Here is a 16,097-nt window from a genome sequence, read left to right on the forward strand (position 1 = left end):
ATATCCCCAGTCACATTCGTGAACGAGGTATCCCAACCGGTAAAGGTGTAACCGGTGCGTGTTGGATCCGTCGGTGCCGTCGCGTCATTGCCATAATCAACCGTCTCGACTTTGAGCTCAGTTGCGTCATGGTCGACAAAGGTCACCGTGTACTCATTAATCGAGTACTGCGCGGTGACATCCGTATCGGTGGTGATATTTGAGTAATCTGCTGGTGACCAACCGGTGAAGGTATAGCCGGTGCGCGTTGGATCGGTCGGGGCGGTTGCACCCGAGCCATAAACAACCGACTCAGTCTTCAGAACTTCAGCATCGTGATCGAGGAAGCGAACCGTTAAGGTCACATCATCATAAAGCGCGTTAACGGTTAGGTCTGACGTCACGTTATCAAACGTGGTGCTCCAACCCGTAAAGGTCTCGCCAGTTGGTTCGTCAAAAATAGGAGCGGTTGCTGCTGAACCGTGGTTCACAGTTTGCGTGAGCTCACCACCACCGGTTCTTGTGCCACCATTCAGGTTAAAGGTGACTGTGTAGGTATTAATAGTGTATTCGGCAGTAACCGTAATATCCCCAGTCACATTCGTGAACGAGGTATCCCAACCGGTAAAGGTGTAACCGGTGCGTGTTGGATCCGTCGGTGCAGTCGCGGCTGTATTGTAATCAACGGTATCTGTGCCTAGCGCAGAACCATCAAAGTCTTCAAAGGTGACGGTGTACTGGTTAATTGAATACTGCGCGGTGATATCTGTATTTTCGGTAATTGAGGAATAGTCAGAGGGGTTCCAGCCTGTAAAGGTATAGCCGGTGCGCGACGGAGATCCAGGTGCGGTTGCAGCACCACCCCAATTCACCGTTTCTGATTTAAGTACCGCACCGTCCCAGTCGAGGAACCGAACGGTATACTGAATCACTGCATACTGAGCTGTAACAGTTATATCAGCCGTCACATTGGTAAACCCAACATCCCATCCTGAAAAAGTTGAGCCTGCTGGAGCGTTCACCGTGGGTGCTGTCGCATCTGAACCATGGTCAACCGTTTGGACTAACGCACCGCCGCCTGTTCGCTCACCCGCACCAACATCGAATGTAACGGTATAAGTATTGAGCGTGTATGTCGCAGTTACTGTGAGGTCACTGGTCACCGCCGAAAAGTCGGTGTCCCAACCCGCAAAGGTATAGCCAGTGCGAGTCGGCGGTGTTGGTGCCGTCGCAGCGTCACCATGATTCACTTCATCGTCAGCAATAAACTGATTCTCATGATCATTGAAAGTAACGGTGTAGGTAATAACCTCCTCGTCGTACCCTTTGGTATCGGTATAGCTTCCACCCGCAGCAACAGTGATCGGCTGATCATTCGTACCGAAGACTAAGTTCCACGAATTATTTAAGTCACCTGTTCCAGGAACCGCTCGAACGAACCATTCTCCTGTTGGAACGGTGATCTGATACCCGCCATTGTCATCGGTGTAGGTAATTCGACAATCCGTCGCATACAAATTTGAGCAATCAGCGCCATCTTGATAAATTTCCATTTTTACGCTGGATAACAAGGTATCAGTTTCAGCGTCAAAAGATGATGCCGTGCCGTTACGTTTATAGACAAAACCACTAATCGAGCCCTGATCAATACCCACCACACTTACGTCTTCAGTGGTTTTCGTCAATCCGTCGAAGTCTGTTAATCCAACACTTGAAGGTACGGTGGTTTGAATTAAGTTCTGGTAGGTTCCAGCACCGACATCACTCGATACCTCAACAGTAAATGCAATAACCAGACTACCCGAAGCTGGAACCGTTAAGCCAGTCCAAGATGGTACATTGAAACTCGTATCACTACCGTCGAAAGAAGGTTCGCTGGCAACACCACCTACGGTTGCAGATCCAGCTTTGTATGAAAATCCTGATGCTAATGTATCAACCACTGAGACCGCGCTGACAGAGCTACCTAAGCTGTTCGATAGAGTGATTTCATAATCAATTTCATCCCCAGCAAAAATCGGACTACCTGTTGAAGTCTTTTCTACCGTGATACCGCCAAATGCAATCGTTGCTTGATCTGTCGCATCAGTCACAGCAGCTTCACTTAGTGTCACGTCCACCGCCTGCGCACCAGAAGCTCCAGATGAGAAGAGAATCAGTTGAGCGGTTCCGGCCTCATCAGCATCCAAGGTACCCAGTACCCATGTAATTGAGCCGGTATTATTGACTCCGGGGTCAGAGGTTGCGGCAGGTGACGCCGAATAGAAAGTTAACCCTATCGGTAAATCAACCGTCAATTCAGAACTCGTGGCGGCTGCATTTCCTGAATTACGATAATTTATGTCCGCAGTAACAGCGCCATAAACCTCTTCATCTGCTGTAACCGTCACTGTGCTATTTAAGGTGATGGAATTACTATTGAGTGCAACAATTCGGCGAATCTCACCGGAATCCATGAACTTTACATATTGGCCAATTAAGAAGTGAACCGTGCGATCAACGTTCACCACCGTTCCCGTTGTTGCAGAATTCACAATTGCCGCTGGTACTGCGGAAGAACCATCTAACGAAATATCGACACCCAAAATTGGTGCCGCGCTTGCGGTCACACTATTGGTTACAGTTTGTTGACCCGCATTCGCAGCACTAATTTTTGCGTTGCTGGTAATCGTCGTCGTCCCTGCAGGAATTTCACCAATAGTGGTTGAATAACTCAAATTTATGGTGGCAGCAGGCTCTAAAGAGCTTGCTGTCACTATGAGTCGATTGTTTGCATAGTCAACCGTGGCTGTTCCGCCTGATATGGTCAAATCGCTCGCCAATGACAAGTAATTTGCTAATGGAATCGAAGCTCGCACATCCGTGGCGGTCGCATTTCCGTCATTCTCAATAACCAGCGAATAGTTAACAGTGTCATCTGGCTCTAACCCAGTGTTTGGTGTGGCTGTAAAGCCAGCCGTAAGTGAAGGATTGCCGCTCACGCTAAGTTGCACAGTATTCGCAGCCGCGCTGACACCACCGTCGGCGGTAGCGTCAGCAGTGTGGCTCAACAATGAAATGCCTGCAGGCAAATTGGTGCCGTTCAGTTCGGCGCTAAATGTCAGATCTTGGTCGGTACCAGCTGCCATTGAGGCGATTGTCCAAGAGAGCTCGTTTCCACTTACTGAACATCCGGTACAGCTCACATAATCAAAATAATCTGCGACAGGTAATTCAGAGGTCACCACCACATTTTCCAGTGTGGTATTTCCTGTATTCACCGCTTTGATCGTGTAATTGACTGTCTCTACCGGAACAATAAACGTGGAGCTTGCTGCAATGCTCAGTGATAACTCTGGATTCGGTGTTTCACCGCCACCACCGCCCGCAGCAATAACTGACGTCTGAGCAGTCGTACCAATGGATGGCGTATCATCACTTACAATTGAGGCAGTGAAATCAAGCGTATCGTTCTCCACCGAGCCTGATGGTGCCGCACCTCTTAAATATAGGGTTCCGTTTGCACCTGATCCTACCGATGTAATAGTCGCAAATTGATGTGAGGTTGCGCCTGAACAGGCCGACCAATTGGTTCCATCGGTTGACGCTTCACAAGCCGTCATGCCGGCCGGCAAACTAGCTGAAACGATGGCATTTGCCGCTGGATCATTACCAGTATTTGCATAGTCTATCGAATAGGTCAGTGTCTCCGTCGAACCCGCCTCGATTTCATCGGGCTCGACAGCTGCAGAGATAATGAGTGAGGCTGGATTTTGAGTACAAATGACCGCATTCGAGTTGGTAGGGACGCCGGTAACTAGACCACCAAACTGCAGCGTAATATCGCGTGTTTGATTGGCATTACTCGAGCGCGCTAAATACACAAACTCAATACGTGCGTCTTTCGGTATAGTGAATGCGCCGCTAGCAAAGGTAAGGGGAATTGTAACGTCTGACGAGTCACTCCCTTGACGAGTCACCGTTCCGCTCGCTAATTCTGCACCGCGTGAGGTGGTGTACAAATAGGCTTTCACGGTCACAACAACGCCACCACCGCTAGGCCGCTGAATGGACATATTAGAATCGATGGTGCCATTAATCTCGAGTGACGTTAGCGCTGCCGGCTCCTGAATAAAGGATGCAACTTCGGTATCCGTACCACCAACACTAGCCAATACTTCCGTAACAGTGCCATTCGGCGCAGCAGCAAGTGCTTCCGCAATATAAACATTGCCCGGATTCGCGTTAAACTTAGTACCGGTATAGTGATAGGTATTACAGGTATTGCCAGTAACCCCAACAAAACTTGAATTGGAACCAATTGGAGCCGCAGCACCCGTCCAATCTATTGAGGCGCTATTGACAAACGGGTTCGCTCCAACATATGGATTTGGAGCACTCACAGTAAGCGTCACAAATCCAGTTGCTCCAGCATTTACCGTACCAATGGACCAAGTCACATCACCACTGCTGAATACCCCACTGGAAGTAGAACTCACGTAAGTCACACCAATTGGCAACGTATCTGTAATGACGACATTTTCAGCAGTAGCTGTACCAACGTTTTCATACGCCAGGGTATATGTAACTGTGTTCCCCGGAGTCACGGTTACCGCGTTGGCGGTCTTAGTGATCCGCATTTCCGGTTCACCCACAATCTGATAGCCCGATACCGAAACCTTCCGTGAAGCTGATTTTGTGACTTCCGAAGTATCTGGAGCAGTTGCCGCTAATTCCGCTGTAACATTTAGTGAGGAGCTAGTCCAAGACTCAGGAACTGTAATCACGACAGTGACCGATCCTGAGTCATAACTCCCTAGATCAGGCAAACCGAAAGTCACCGTATTAGCGTTCTCTGAGCAAGCATCACCGCCTGAACAACTTACATAAGTGACTCCAGTTGGCAGTACGAAATCAAGCGTCGGATCTTGCAAGACCAACGAGGAGTCATTGCTGTATTGGATGGTGTAAGTCAGCTGTGACGAACCATTTGCAACTATCGAATAAGAACTCGGTAATATGTCTAGTGATAGGCGCACACCATCTACATTGAGGGCGACCGGCTCACTCTCTAACAAACCAAAACTAGAAACGGTCGAAACGCTGGAATTGTATTGCCCTGCAGTCGATGTCGCTGTAGCACTAAAATCTAAAGTGGCCGTTGCTCCAGCCGCCAGAGTAGAGGTGTTCGCCCAAATGAGCTGGTCTCCGACAATTGTCGGTTCGGTTGAGGGCAGACCGCCAGTTCCTGCTGCAGAGGCTGCGGTGTAGGTAAAGCCTGGTGGTAATTCGACCACGATATCATCCAAATCGACCGAAATATTGGTCGGTGGATTGGTAATCGTGACGGTGAAATCTGTACTTTCACCTGCGGCTAGCTCACTTTTCGAAACACTATAATCAATTGCCGGAGAGACACCGCAAGCGTTTATAGCGGTACTGATCAAAAATATTTGTTGCTCACTGACCGCAGGGTTGGCATACCAATTTTCGGTTGCACTAGGCGTTATACTTGGCGAATGATCGGGAAATGCAGCTTGCTGGCCAGTCGTCCAAGTGCCATCAATATAGATTTTGTTCGCTGCATCACCCGTTAGATACGAAAAAGTCCGGTTATCTACACCGGATGGGGTCATACCTGTATCAACTTTAGTATTATCGTCGACCGCTTGAGCACCGATCAAATACCTACCTTTCGGAAGCGATGTCGAATCCCAACTTGCCTCCCATAAATTCTGACTGCCTTGAGCCAGCGCCGCCGACTGCGGAACCTTTACCCACTCACCATCAGCTTCGTCGGCTTCACCGTTCGAATTCTGATCGTACCAATAATAGAAATCTACGCCTTTTACCGACGGAACCACTTCGCCGCTCTGCAGTGCTAATGCATCTTGAACAATGGCTTCAAGTTCGAAACTTCCGGGACAGGTGAGCGGAGCATCTGCATTGAGACTTTTTATAATCGGTTGAGAGTAGGACTCTTCTTGATTAAATGAGATGTAGTCACCGAAAGGTGCTGGTTTGGCGCTATTTGCGGTCCAGTTGTTGCTAATTGCACAGTCTTTTTGAAATGGATTATTCAGACTGTTTGCAGTACAGAACAGCATTGCAATAGGGGTTTCGCGAGTAATCTTTGGACCACCCTCAGCTGATGCATCTAACATCGCCACCGGAATTTGGTAATCCACAAAATACTCATTACATGAACTGGTACTGACCAACTTGGCGCGAGTTGAACCATAGTCCCACTCCGTTTCACCTGAGCCATTTGGCCAAGATTCACTGGGAGTATTGGTACCGTTGAAGTTCAGAATTTTACCGGTTGGCCCAACAAAAGCTGTCGGGTTGTGAGCTAACTGAACAACATTCGGGTCACTAACATAGTCCAAACTATGATTGTTATTTTTGCTCCAGATACCAACCAACTTGTCGATTGCGGTACTTGGAGAGCCGGAAGAACCATCTAAATGCGCGGCCAGCGAGGTGTAACCGGTGCCATCCACGTCAAATAAAACGCTCCAAAGCGCTGATGACCAAGGGTCACTCGATCCGTAACTTCCAGTATTGGGTCCAGTTGCATAAGTATTCGGGGCTGCTTCCACGCGCCAGCGAAACATGACCACGTCTTGTTCCGGAGTCGGACCTTGATGAAGGTAGTAATAAATACTCGGTAGATCACCATCAGAGCATGACGATGAGACGTTTACATAAGACTGCGGAGAGGTGCCGCCATTGGATGGATCCTTATTTCTCAAATCATTCATGCTGTTTTGGAAACGGGTGTAAGGTTTCCAATCACCACAATTATCACCACAGCTTTGAGGATTGGCCGGTTCATCCGGCCATGCCACTGGACTGAAATGCACAGCAGCGCCCGAGCCATTATCCCAGTTTGGTGGGAATGGATCAGCGCTAACGTGAACTGTGGAACCAACAAGCGCAAGAGCGACTGTTGTTTTTATAATTGTTTTCAGCACATTTAAGGGTCTTTGTTGCCATACATTGTAAACACAACGTAAAGATATCGGTGAGAAATTAACCCGTCAACGTTATACCTAAAGTTATGCCGTATATGACAATATATATTATTTGTAAATGAAATTGTTGATTCATATGACAATTGTCATTAAGAGCAATCTAAAATAAAATATTTATTCTTGTTTTATGAATTTATATTCATTAGAATTTAATCATCTTCATTCAATAAGGTGAAATTGTGGTCAGCAGCAGTTCACAATCCATTCCATGCGCAGTGTTCGGAGCCAGTGGCTATACCGGCATTGAGTTGGCGTGGCTGCTGCATCAGCACCCGCACTTTCATCTAGTTCACGCGTTTACCTCCAGCGCACGCACCGCAGAAGCGGCCGCAGCCTTGTACCCACAGTTACAGGGTCGGTTAGATGTAGTTCTGCAACCTTGGCACTCGGATCTGTTGATTCCCCTTGGTCAACAGGTTCGAGTGGTTTTTTTGGCGCTCCCGCATGAGGCCAGCGCAGAGATTGCCCCGCAGTTGATTGAACAAGGTATTACCGTGTTTGATTTATCGGGAGCTTTTCGGCTGCGCGATGAAACTCTGCATCAAGCAACTTACGGATTTACGCGTGAACTTGCGGAGTCCCACTCCGTTCCTTATGGCATAGCCGAATTCACTCAGTTGAAAGGTACTGAAACTTTGGTTGCCGTGGCTGGTTGTTATCCAACCGCAGCTGGATTGGGTTTGAAGCCGATCACGAAGCTTTTACGAACAGACTGCACACCTTTTATCAGTGCAGTGAGCGGCGTTTCGGGTGCTGGACGGAAGGCCAATCTGACTACGCAATTTGCTGAGGTTAGTTTGCAAGCCTACGGCGTCACCACACATCGTCACCAACCCGAAATAAGCCAATTTTTGGAACGTGATGTCGTGTTTGTCCCACACTTGGGTAATTTCAAACGCGGTATTGTCGCGACTATCTATGCACAACTTGCCGACGATGTTTCGGTCCAAGACGTCGAGTCAGCGTTTCTAGAAGCGTACGAGTCACAGCCACTTGTCCGATTGGTGAAGCAGCCCCCAGCGCAGGCACACATCGAGCGCACACCTTTTGCCGACGTGTATTGGCAAGTTCAGAATCAACACGTCGTTGTCTGTGTCGCGATTGATAACCTGCTCAAAGGAGCGGCCTCTCAAGCGGTACAACTTACTAATCAATATTTTGGGCTCAGCACCGAAACCGGACTGTTGCAGTCTACGGGGGTGGTATGACAACGCCTCTGGTCATCAAGCTTGGTGGACGTGCATTGCAAGATGCTGCGGCACTTGAACATGTTCTGACGATTCTGGTTCGGCTGGCGGCTATTCGCACGCTTGTTGTGGTTCACGGTGGCGGCGATCAGGTTCAACAGCAACTCGAACAGCTCGGTTTCCAAAGCGCTAAGGTGGCGGGACAGCGCGTTACCTTAGAAACTCACATGCCTATAGTTGCTGGTGTGCTTGCCGGTGATGTGAATTCTGCCTTGTGTGCAGTCGGACAGAAGCTCGGCCTGAATACTGTCGGACTGACCTTGTTTGCTGGGCACTCGATTCGGTGTGATGTCAACTCGGAGTTAGGTGCTGTTGGCAATCCTGAACCGGGCGATGCCACCCTATTGCAATTATTGCTCGACCAGAATTTTGTTCCGGTCATCAGCTCTATTGGGGTTAGTGCCGAAGGTCAACGCCTCAATGTGAACGCTGACCTAGCGGCAGCTGCTGTCGCACAGTTGCTGCATGCCGATCTTATTCTACTGACCGATGTCCCTGGCATTCTTGATCAACAGGGACAACTCATCGAGACCATTCGCGCCGAACAAGCCGAAGCCTTGCTGGCTGATGGCACTATTCGCGACGGCATGGTCGTCAAACTCAATGCGGCGCTAGCCGCAGCGAAAGCCTCGCGACGAAGCATCGCGGTGGCCGGCTGGCAAGATGCCACAGCGCTAACCCGATTGGCAAAGGGTGAAGCAGCCGGAACCCGCATTCGCATCGACTAACGCCATTCTTTAACTCTTAAACACAAGACTATAAGTGAATCGAATTCATGCATGATTTATTGCAACTGCGCGATTTAACCGCGCAACAGGCTGACGCTTTATTGCAACTCAGCCACACCATTAAGCAACGCCCAGCAGCTTGGAGCCAAGTCCTGCACGGTAAAAGCATTGCGTTACTGTTTGAAAAGCCCTCTCTGCGCACGCGCGCCAGCTTTGCTGCGGGCATCAATCGCTTGGGCGGACACAGTATCTATTTGGAGGCCGCTGGCCTGATGGGTGAGCGCGAACCGGCAAGCGACGTCGGCGCCAACTTAGCGCTATGGCACGACGCTATTGTCGCACGGGTCTATCAGCAATCGACGTTAGTTGAACTGGCTCAGGCGTCACCGAAACCAGTGATTAACGCGTTAAGCGATGAGTGCCATCCGTGCCAAGCACTTGCCGATTTACTGACATTACAAGAGCAGTGTGGAGACCTGAAACAGACACACCTGACCTGGATAGGTGATGGCAATAACGTCTGTCACGCCTTGATTGCAGGTGCCGCACTCACCGGGTTGTCACTACAAATTGTGACTCCGGCAGGTTATGCGCCAGATGCTCAACGGGTCGCTGATGCGCAGAAATTGGGTAGTAGCACGGGTGCAACAATTACCGTGACGCATGATTTAACGCAATTGCAAAAAACAGATGCTATTTATACAGATACTTGGTTCTCAATGGGGCAAGAGCGCGACAGCAATCAAGTGATGCATGATTTTGCCCCTTATCAAGTGAATTCGGATTTGATGAAGCGCTTACATGCTAAGTTTTTTATGCACTGTTTGCCGGCCTATCGGGGCCGTGAAGTGACCGCTGAAGTCATCGATAGCGAACAGTCGCTGGTGCTGCAGCAAGCCGAAAACCGTTTACATGCGCAAAACGCTATTTTAGTTACCCTATTTGAAGGATCGGCCACATGAATTCCAGCGTCAATAAAGTCGTACTAGCCTACTCCGGCGGTCTTGATACCTCAGCTATTGTGCCGTGGTTGAAGGAAAATTATGACTGCGAAGTCGTCGCATTTGTGGCTGATGTCGGTCAGGGTGATGAAGAACTCGAAGGCGTTGAAGCCAAAGCCATCGCCTCTGGTGCAAGTAGCTGTCATGTAGTCGACTTGAAAGAAAAGTTCGCTCGCGAAGTCATTTATCCAACCCTCAAAACCGGCGCCATTTATGAAGGTCAGTACTTACTCGGCACGGCTTTAGCGCGGCCAATCATCGCGGAAGCGCAGGTCGCTATTGCTAAACAAGTAGGCGCCGATGCGCTGTGCCACGGCTGTACTGGTAAAGGTAATGACCAAGTGCGCTTTGAATCAGCCTTTGCCGCCTTAGCACCTGAACTCAAGGTCATTGCTCCCTGGCGTGAGTGGTCTATGCGTTCGCGTCCACAGTTGCTGGCCTATTTAGCAGAGCGGAATATTCCCTGCAGTGCGTCGGCAACCAAAATCTACAGTCGCGACGCCAACCTCTGGCACATCTCTACCGAGGGCGGCGAGCTAGAAGATCCTTGGTGTGAGCCGAGCGAACAAGTCTGGACGTGGACCGCTGCACCAGAACAAGCACCGGACAAACCGCAATACATACAGCTGTCTTTCCAACGAGGCGAACTCTCACACATTGACGGTCAGGAATGTAGCGCCGTTGACGCCATTTTGCACTTAAATAACGTTGCTGGTGCACACGGTGTTGGTCGTCTTGATATGGTCGAGAATCGCTTAGTGGGTATGAAGTCGCGGGGCTGTTACGAAACTCCAGCAGGCGCTGTCTTGCGTGCGGCATTGCTCGGATTGGAGTCGCTGGTTCTTGACCGTAGCGTGCTCGATTACCGTATTCGTTTGGGCAATGAGTTCGCCCAACTTATGTACGACGGCCGTTGGTTTACTCCGCTCCGCCACGCACTCTTGGCTGCTGCCGAGAACATTGCAGAGCCATTGACCGGCGACGTTGTCGTGAAGCTTTACAAAGGCAACGTTACCGTGACTCAGCGGCAGAGCCCGAATAGCCTCTATTCCAATGCATTCGCGACATTCGACGAAGACGAAGTCTATAATCAGAAACATGCTGAGGGCTTTATTCGCCTATATAGCCTGGCGTCACGTATTCGCGCACTGCATGGCCAAGCCGAAGGTGGAGATCAATCATCATGAGTTTGTGGGGTGGACGGTTCAGCGAACCCAGCGCCGCTGAGTTCAAACAATTTAATGACTCGCTAGCCTTTGACTATGTGCTAGCACCTTTTGATTTACAGGCTTCACAGGCTTGGGCGCAGGCGCTTCATGCCGCGCAATTGCTGACTGCTGATGAAAATCAGCAGTTGCAAACTGCACTGCAAGACCTCGTCAAAGCCGTTGCAAAAGATCCACAATTACCTCTGCAAACCGATGCCGAAGATATTCACAGCTGGGTAGAAGCAGAGCTTATCAATCGCATCGGCAGTACCGCGAAAAAGCTGCACACTGGTCGTAGTCGCAATGATTTAGTGGCAACCGACCTGCGTTTGTTCTGCAAACAGTTCGCGCAACAGCTGGTCAGTACCAACTTAGTCCTTATCCAAGCGCTACTGACTTTTGCTGAGCAATACAGTGATGCACTGTTACCCGGCTACACGCATCTGCAGCGAGCACAGCCTATCGTGGCTGGTCACTGGGCCATGGCCTACGTGCAAATGCTGCAACGTGATGTGTCACGTCTCAAAGATGGTCTCAAACGCATGGACGTTTGCCCACTAGGGAGCGGGGCACTCGCCGGCACCACAGCCCCCATTGATCGCAGTGCGTTAGCGCAGGAACTCGGCTTCCGTCAGGCCAATGAAAATAGCCTTGATGGCGTATCCGACCGCGACTTTGCACTGGATCTCTTGAATACAGCCAGCATCGGCATGATTCACCTCTCACGCTTAGCTGAGGACGCCATTTTTTATTGTTCAGGCGAGTCAGGTTGCTTCAGCATGAGTGACAAAATCAGCAGTGGTTCGTCATTGATGCCGCAGAAGAAGAATCCAGACTTGTTCGAACTATTACGTGGCAAAGCAGGTCGAGTTATCGGTCATCAAGTTGCGTTGCAAACCACCTTAAAAGGCTTACCGCTGGCTTATAACAAAGACATGCAAGAAGACAAAGAAGGCTTGTTTGCTGCGCTGCATACCTACTTGCAATGCCTACAAATGTGCACCTTTGCCATTCCTCATGTGCGCGTTAACGTTGCGCATGCCGAACTCCAAGCCGCACTCGGCTACAGTAATGCCACCGAGTTGGCCGATTATTTGGTGAGCAAAGGCGTACCATTTCGAGATGCTCACCATCTAACCGGAAGCGCCGTGCAACTCGCACAGCAACAGGGTATCGCACTCGAACAATTATCAGTTGAGCAGTTTAAAACCGTTAGCGACTTAATCGACGATGATGTCTACCCAATCCTCGATATTCGCTACGGATTGAATCAGCGCCGTGCTCTAGGTGGCACCGCACCCAGTGCCGTCCGCTTAGCCATTAAACACGCCAGCGATTGGCTCCATGCCGCCGAAGCTGCGAGCAAACACGTCCGCCAAGCACGCTTGAGTGATGTCGATAAAATCTGCGAACTCATCGCATACTGGGCCGAACAAGGCGAGAACTTGCCACGAAGTAAAGCCGATATCATGCAAGCCATTCAGACTTTCGCGATTGCCGAACTGAATGACGAAATTGTCGGCTGCGCCGCACTTTACGTTTACAGCACCGGCCTCGCCGAAATCCGCTCGCTGGGCCTCTTCCCCATCGCACAAGGTAAAGGGTTAGGTGCCGAACTCGTTGCCTTCCTACTCTGGAAAGCCCGTGAACTTGGCATTACTCGTACCATCGTACTCACTCGCGTTCCAGAGTTCTTCGGCAAGCTTAACTTTCGGCTCACGGTCAAAGAAAAGCTACCAGAGAAAGTCATGAAGGATTGCGAGATCTGTCCGAAGAAACACGCCTGCGATGAAATCGCGTTGGAGTATTTATTGTAGAGCGTGTGTCGTTGTTCGTACGCTCCGCTGTTCGTCCGCTTCGCTATTCGAAAAAGACGAATACAGTCGAAGCAGGCTGGTTGCTGCGTAGCGTGGATCAATCCGGAGCGAAGCAACAACCAACCCCGCCGCACGAGCTAGTCTTCGTCGGGGATGGGGAGGCCGCGGCGTTCGAGTTCGGCGCGCACTTCAGCTGGAATTTTGTTGGGATTGTCTTTGCGAAGATCGTCGTCAGTAGGTAGCGGTTGACCCGTAAAAGCATGGAGGAAGGCTTCGCACAGCAGTTCGCTGTTCGTGGCGTGACGGAGGTTTTTGATTTGGCGACGGGTCCGTTCGTCAGTAAGCACTTTCAGGACTCGCGTTGGAATCGATACCGTAATTTTTTTGACGTGTTCACTTTTATGACCGTGTTCCACGTATGGATAGATGTATTCGCCGTCCCACTTCATGCTCACCTCGTCGCATAACCCCAAGCTTTGTATTGAATTGTACTGCCCTCACCGCTACAGTCAACTTTTAGCTATCTATACGTCTTTTTGAGTAAAAACCAAGCAAGTCGCTTTATAGACCGGCACACCTTATCTATAATCAATGCTTTGCGCGCATGCATACAGGAGAACGCACACGCATCATGGTGGTTGGAACCAACATTACAGCAGAACAAATACAGACCGTTGCAGACCAAGTACAGGTACACAAATTCGGCGGCAGCAGCCTTGCCGATGCCTATTGTTACCGCCGCGTCGCACGCATCGTGACCGAGTATGCCGGTGCTAGCGACCTCGTTGTCGTATCAGCAGCCGGTGACACCACCAACCGCATCCTTGCCATTATTGATGCCAAGGAAGATGCAGCGCATGACGAGGATAGCCTCGGCATCGCTCAAGTTTTATTGAATCAGCTCAAGAAGTATCAGCAAGGCCTGATCAAAGACCTCTTGTCCGGTGAGCATCAAGAACGCATTTTAGAGCTGTCCGAGCACGATTTTGATCGTTGGCAAGGCTGGCTCGATGGCGAAGAGGAAATCACTCGTCGTCCAGAACTATTGTCCTATGGCGAGCTGTGGTCTGCGCGACTACTGTCAGCACTCTTGATTCAACAAGGCATCACCGCCGACTATATTGATGCGCGAACCTTCTTAGTTGCCGATGACGCACCTGAGCCATTCATTCGCGTCGAGCCTTCTCGAGAAGCGTTGCTAGAGCGCATTGCGCCGCATCATGGAACCCGCTTTATCGTCACTGGCTTCATTTGCCGTGACCCAGAAGGTAACTCACTAATTCTTGGTCGCAACGGTAGTGACTACTCCGCAACTTTGGTTGGCAGCCTCATTGATGCCAAGCAAGTGACCATTTGGAAAGACGTTGCCGGTGTGTACTCAGCTGACCCTCGTAAAGTCGAGCGAGTCGTAAGCCTACCTATTTTAGATTGGCAAGAAGCCGAAGAATTAGCACGTTTGGGCAGCCCCGTGCTGCACCCGCGCACCTTCCAACCGGTCAATCGTGAGCGCATGGTTATCGCCGTTCGCTCCAGCTTGAAAGTTGAAAATCAGCAAACGCGTATCGGCCAATACGATGACACTGAGCCGCGCGGCAAAGTTTTAACAGCATTGTCTGAGGTCGTGTTATTTCGCGTCGATTTGAGTGACGCCAAGCTCGTACAACAGTTTGAAGATCTCGACCTGACGCCGCTGATTAGCTGGAACGAGGTTAAGCAGCAACACGCTTATTATGCCTATCACCAAAACCATTTGGATTTCATGGCGCATTGGCTTGAGCAAGTTGATGTGCACGACCATGTCACCCAAATGTCTGGCTACTCCATGATTGCGATGGTGGGTAACCGAATTCAAGAAACCGAGGAATACCAAGTATTCAAACGTGAATTGAGCGAGCAAAATTTGCGTCGGTTGAGCTTTTCGCCAGACGCAAACGCGGTTATCGCCATTCTTGAGCAAAAGCTCGACAACCGCTTGCTGAACCGCGTGCACAGTCAAATCTTTAACTACCGTCGCAGTCTCGGCGTGCTAGTAGTTGGTCGCGGTAACATCGGTAGTGCTTGGTTGTCGCTGTATCGACGTTTACGCGAACGTATTAACGAGCAAATGGACGTGCGCATTATCGGGATCGTTAACTCCACGCTTTTATGGCTCGACTACAATGGCGTTGAATTAGCGGATTGGGAGGACAGTTTTGAGCAACTGGCGAAACCCTATGAGATGAGTCAGCTGATCACTGAACTACCCAATGCTCCGTATGATGAGCTGGTGATGCTTGATCTCACCGACTCAATTGAGGTCGCACAACAATACCCCAGCTTCTTTGCGAACGGATTACACATTATTAGTGCGAACAAACGCGCTGGTGCCTCTGGTGAAGCGCAATACAATGAAATTCGGACAATTCAGCGCGAGTACAAACGCGAGTGGTACTACAACACCACCGTGGGGGCTGGCCTGCCACTGAATTATGCGCTCAATGATCTGCGTAATCAGGGCGATGAAATTCGCAGCATTTCCGGCATTTTCTCGGGCACCATGTCGTGGTTATTCGAAAACTTTAATGCTGATGTAAAGTTCAGTGACTTGGTTCGAGAGGCGAAGGTTCGTGGTCTGAGTGAGCCCGATCCACGTGAGGATTTAACCTGCCAAGACATTGTTCGTAAGCTGCTGATTTTGGCACGCGAAATCGGGTTGAAACTCGATTGGCAAGACATTGATATCGATAGTTTGCTGCCAGAGCATCTCGAGGATATTTCGCTGGAAGAATTTATGCAGCGCCTGCCGGAGCTGGACGACTCAATGCAGGATCTCTACGCTGACGCGCAGAAAACCGGCAAGGTGCCACGTCTACTAGCAAGCTTTGCCCGTCAAGACGATGACCATGTGCGAGCAAGAGTCGGCATCGAGTACATTCCTGAGGGCGATATGCTCGCCAACTTGATACCGGGGGAGAATATCTTCGTTATCTATACCGATTGGTACTCAGAAATGCCATTAGTGATTAGCGGACCTGGCGCCGGCAAAGAAGTGACTGCCGGCGGCGTTCAGTCTGATTTGAACCAGTTATTGAGTCGCCTCAGTAACCGAGCTGATGACTAAC

Annotated in this window: 8 protein-coding genes; 6 read left to right on the forward strand and 2 right to left on the reverse strand. The window is 50.1% G+C overall.

The annotated features are described in order from the left end of the window. Positions 1–6,935, reverse strand: a 6,935-nt coding sequence (locus ACN0S4_RS11540) for an InlB B-repeat-containing protein (RefSeq protein ID WP_417657826.1), incomplete at its 3' end; no start/stop codon positions are given. Between the two features lie 239 nt (positions 6,936–7,174). Between ACN0S4_RS11540 and argC the strand changes: the two genes are divergently transcribed. The 5 genes from argC to argH are packed head-to-tail and all read left to right on the forward strand — an operon-like array spanning position 7,175 to position 12,996. Beyond that, positions 7,175–8,203, forward strand: a complete 1,029-nt coding sequence (argC, locus tag ACN0S4_RS11545; RefSeq protein WP_417657827.1) for an N-acetyl-gamma-glutamyl-phosphate reductase — start codon at positions 7,175–7,177, stop codon at positions 8,201–8,203. Next, positions 8,200–8,970 (forward strand): acetylglutamate kinase, encoded by a 771-nt coding sequence (gene argB, locus ACN0S4_RS11550; protein ID WP_417657828.1) that lies wholly within the window; start codon positions 8,200–8,202, stop codon positions 8,968–8,970. The genes argC and argB overlap by 4 nt, the downstream gene beginning before the upstream one ends. 47 nt (positions 8,971–9,017) lie before the next feature. Continuing rightward, positions 9,018–9,932, forward strand: a complete 915-nt coding sequence (gene argF, locus ACN0S4_RS11555) for an ornithine carbamoyltransferase (protein ID WP_417657829.1) — start codon at positions 9,018–9,020, stop codon at positions 9,930–9,932. Beyond that, complete coding sequence (locus ACN0S4_RS11560; protein WP_417657830.1) at positions 9,929–11,158, forward strand: argininosuccinate synthase; 1,230 nt, start codon at positions 9,929–9,931, stop codon at positions 11,156–11,158. The genes argF and ACN0S4_RS11560 overlap by 4 nt, the downstream gene beginning before the upstream one ends. Beyond that, positions 11,155–12,996 carry an argininosuccinate lyase gene (gene argH / locus ACN0S4_RS11565; protein WP_417657831.1) on the forward strand — a complete coding sequence of 614 codons (1,842 nt, stop codon included), beginning with the start codon at positions 11,155–11,157 and terminating at the stop codon, positions 12,994–12,996. Before ACN0S4_RS11560 ends, argH begins: the two co-directional genes overlap by 4 nt. 137 nt (positions 12,997–13,133) lie before the next feature. On the opposite strand, the gene metJ is transcribed toward argH, so the two are convergent. Beyond that, positions 13,134–13,445 carry a met regulon transcriptional regulator MetJ gene (gene metJ / locus ACN0S4_RS11570; protein WP_417657832.1) on the reverse strand — a complete coding sequence of 104 codons (312 nt, stop codon included), beginning with the start codon at positions 13,443–13,445 and terminating at the stop codon, positions 13,134–13,136. A gap of 155 nt (positions 13,446–13,600) precedes the next feature. On the opposite strand from metJ, the gene metL reads away from it, so the two are divergent. Further along, positions 13,601–16,096: a bifunctional aspartate kinase/homoserine dehydrogenase II gene (metL, locus tag ACN0S4_RS11575; protein WP_417657833.1), complete on the forward strand. Its 2,496-nt coding sequence runs from the start codon at positions 13,601–13,603 to the stop codon at positions 16,094–16,096. The last annotated feature ends 1 nt before the right edge of the window (position 16,097 follow it).

Source organism: Pseudidiomarina aestuarii, assembly GCF_048263735.1.
Taxonomy (GTDB): Bacteria; Pseudomonadota; Gammaproteobacteria; order Enterobacterales; family Alteromonadaceae; genus Pseudidiomarina; species Pseudidiomarina aestuarii_B.

Coding starts and splice junctions, on each gene's coding strand:
- argB (WP_417657828.1), top strand. CDS start 8,200: ATGACAACGCCTCTGGTCATCAAGCTTGGTGGACGTGCATTGCAAGAT.
- argF (WP_417657829.1), top strand. CDS start 9,018: ATGCATGATTTATTGCAACTGCGCGATTTAACCGCGCAACAGGCTGAC.
- ACN0S4_RS11560 (WP_417657830.1), top strand. CDS start 9,929: ATGAATTCCAGCGTCAATAAAGTCGTACTAGCCTACTCCGGCGGTCTT.
- argH (WP_417657831.1), top strand. CDS start 11,155: ATGAGTTTGTGGGGTGGACGGTTCAGCGAACCCAGCGCCGCTGAGTTC.
- metJ (WP_417657832.1), bottom strand. CDS start 13,445: ATGAAGTGGGACGGCGAATACATCTATCCATACGTGGAACACGGTCAT.
- metL (WP_417657833.1), top strand. CDS start 13,601: ATGCATACAGGAGAACGCACACGCATCATGGTGGTTGGAACCAACATT.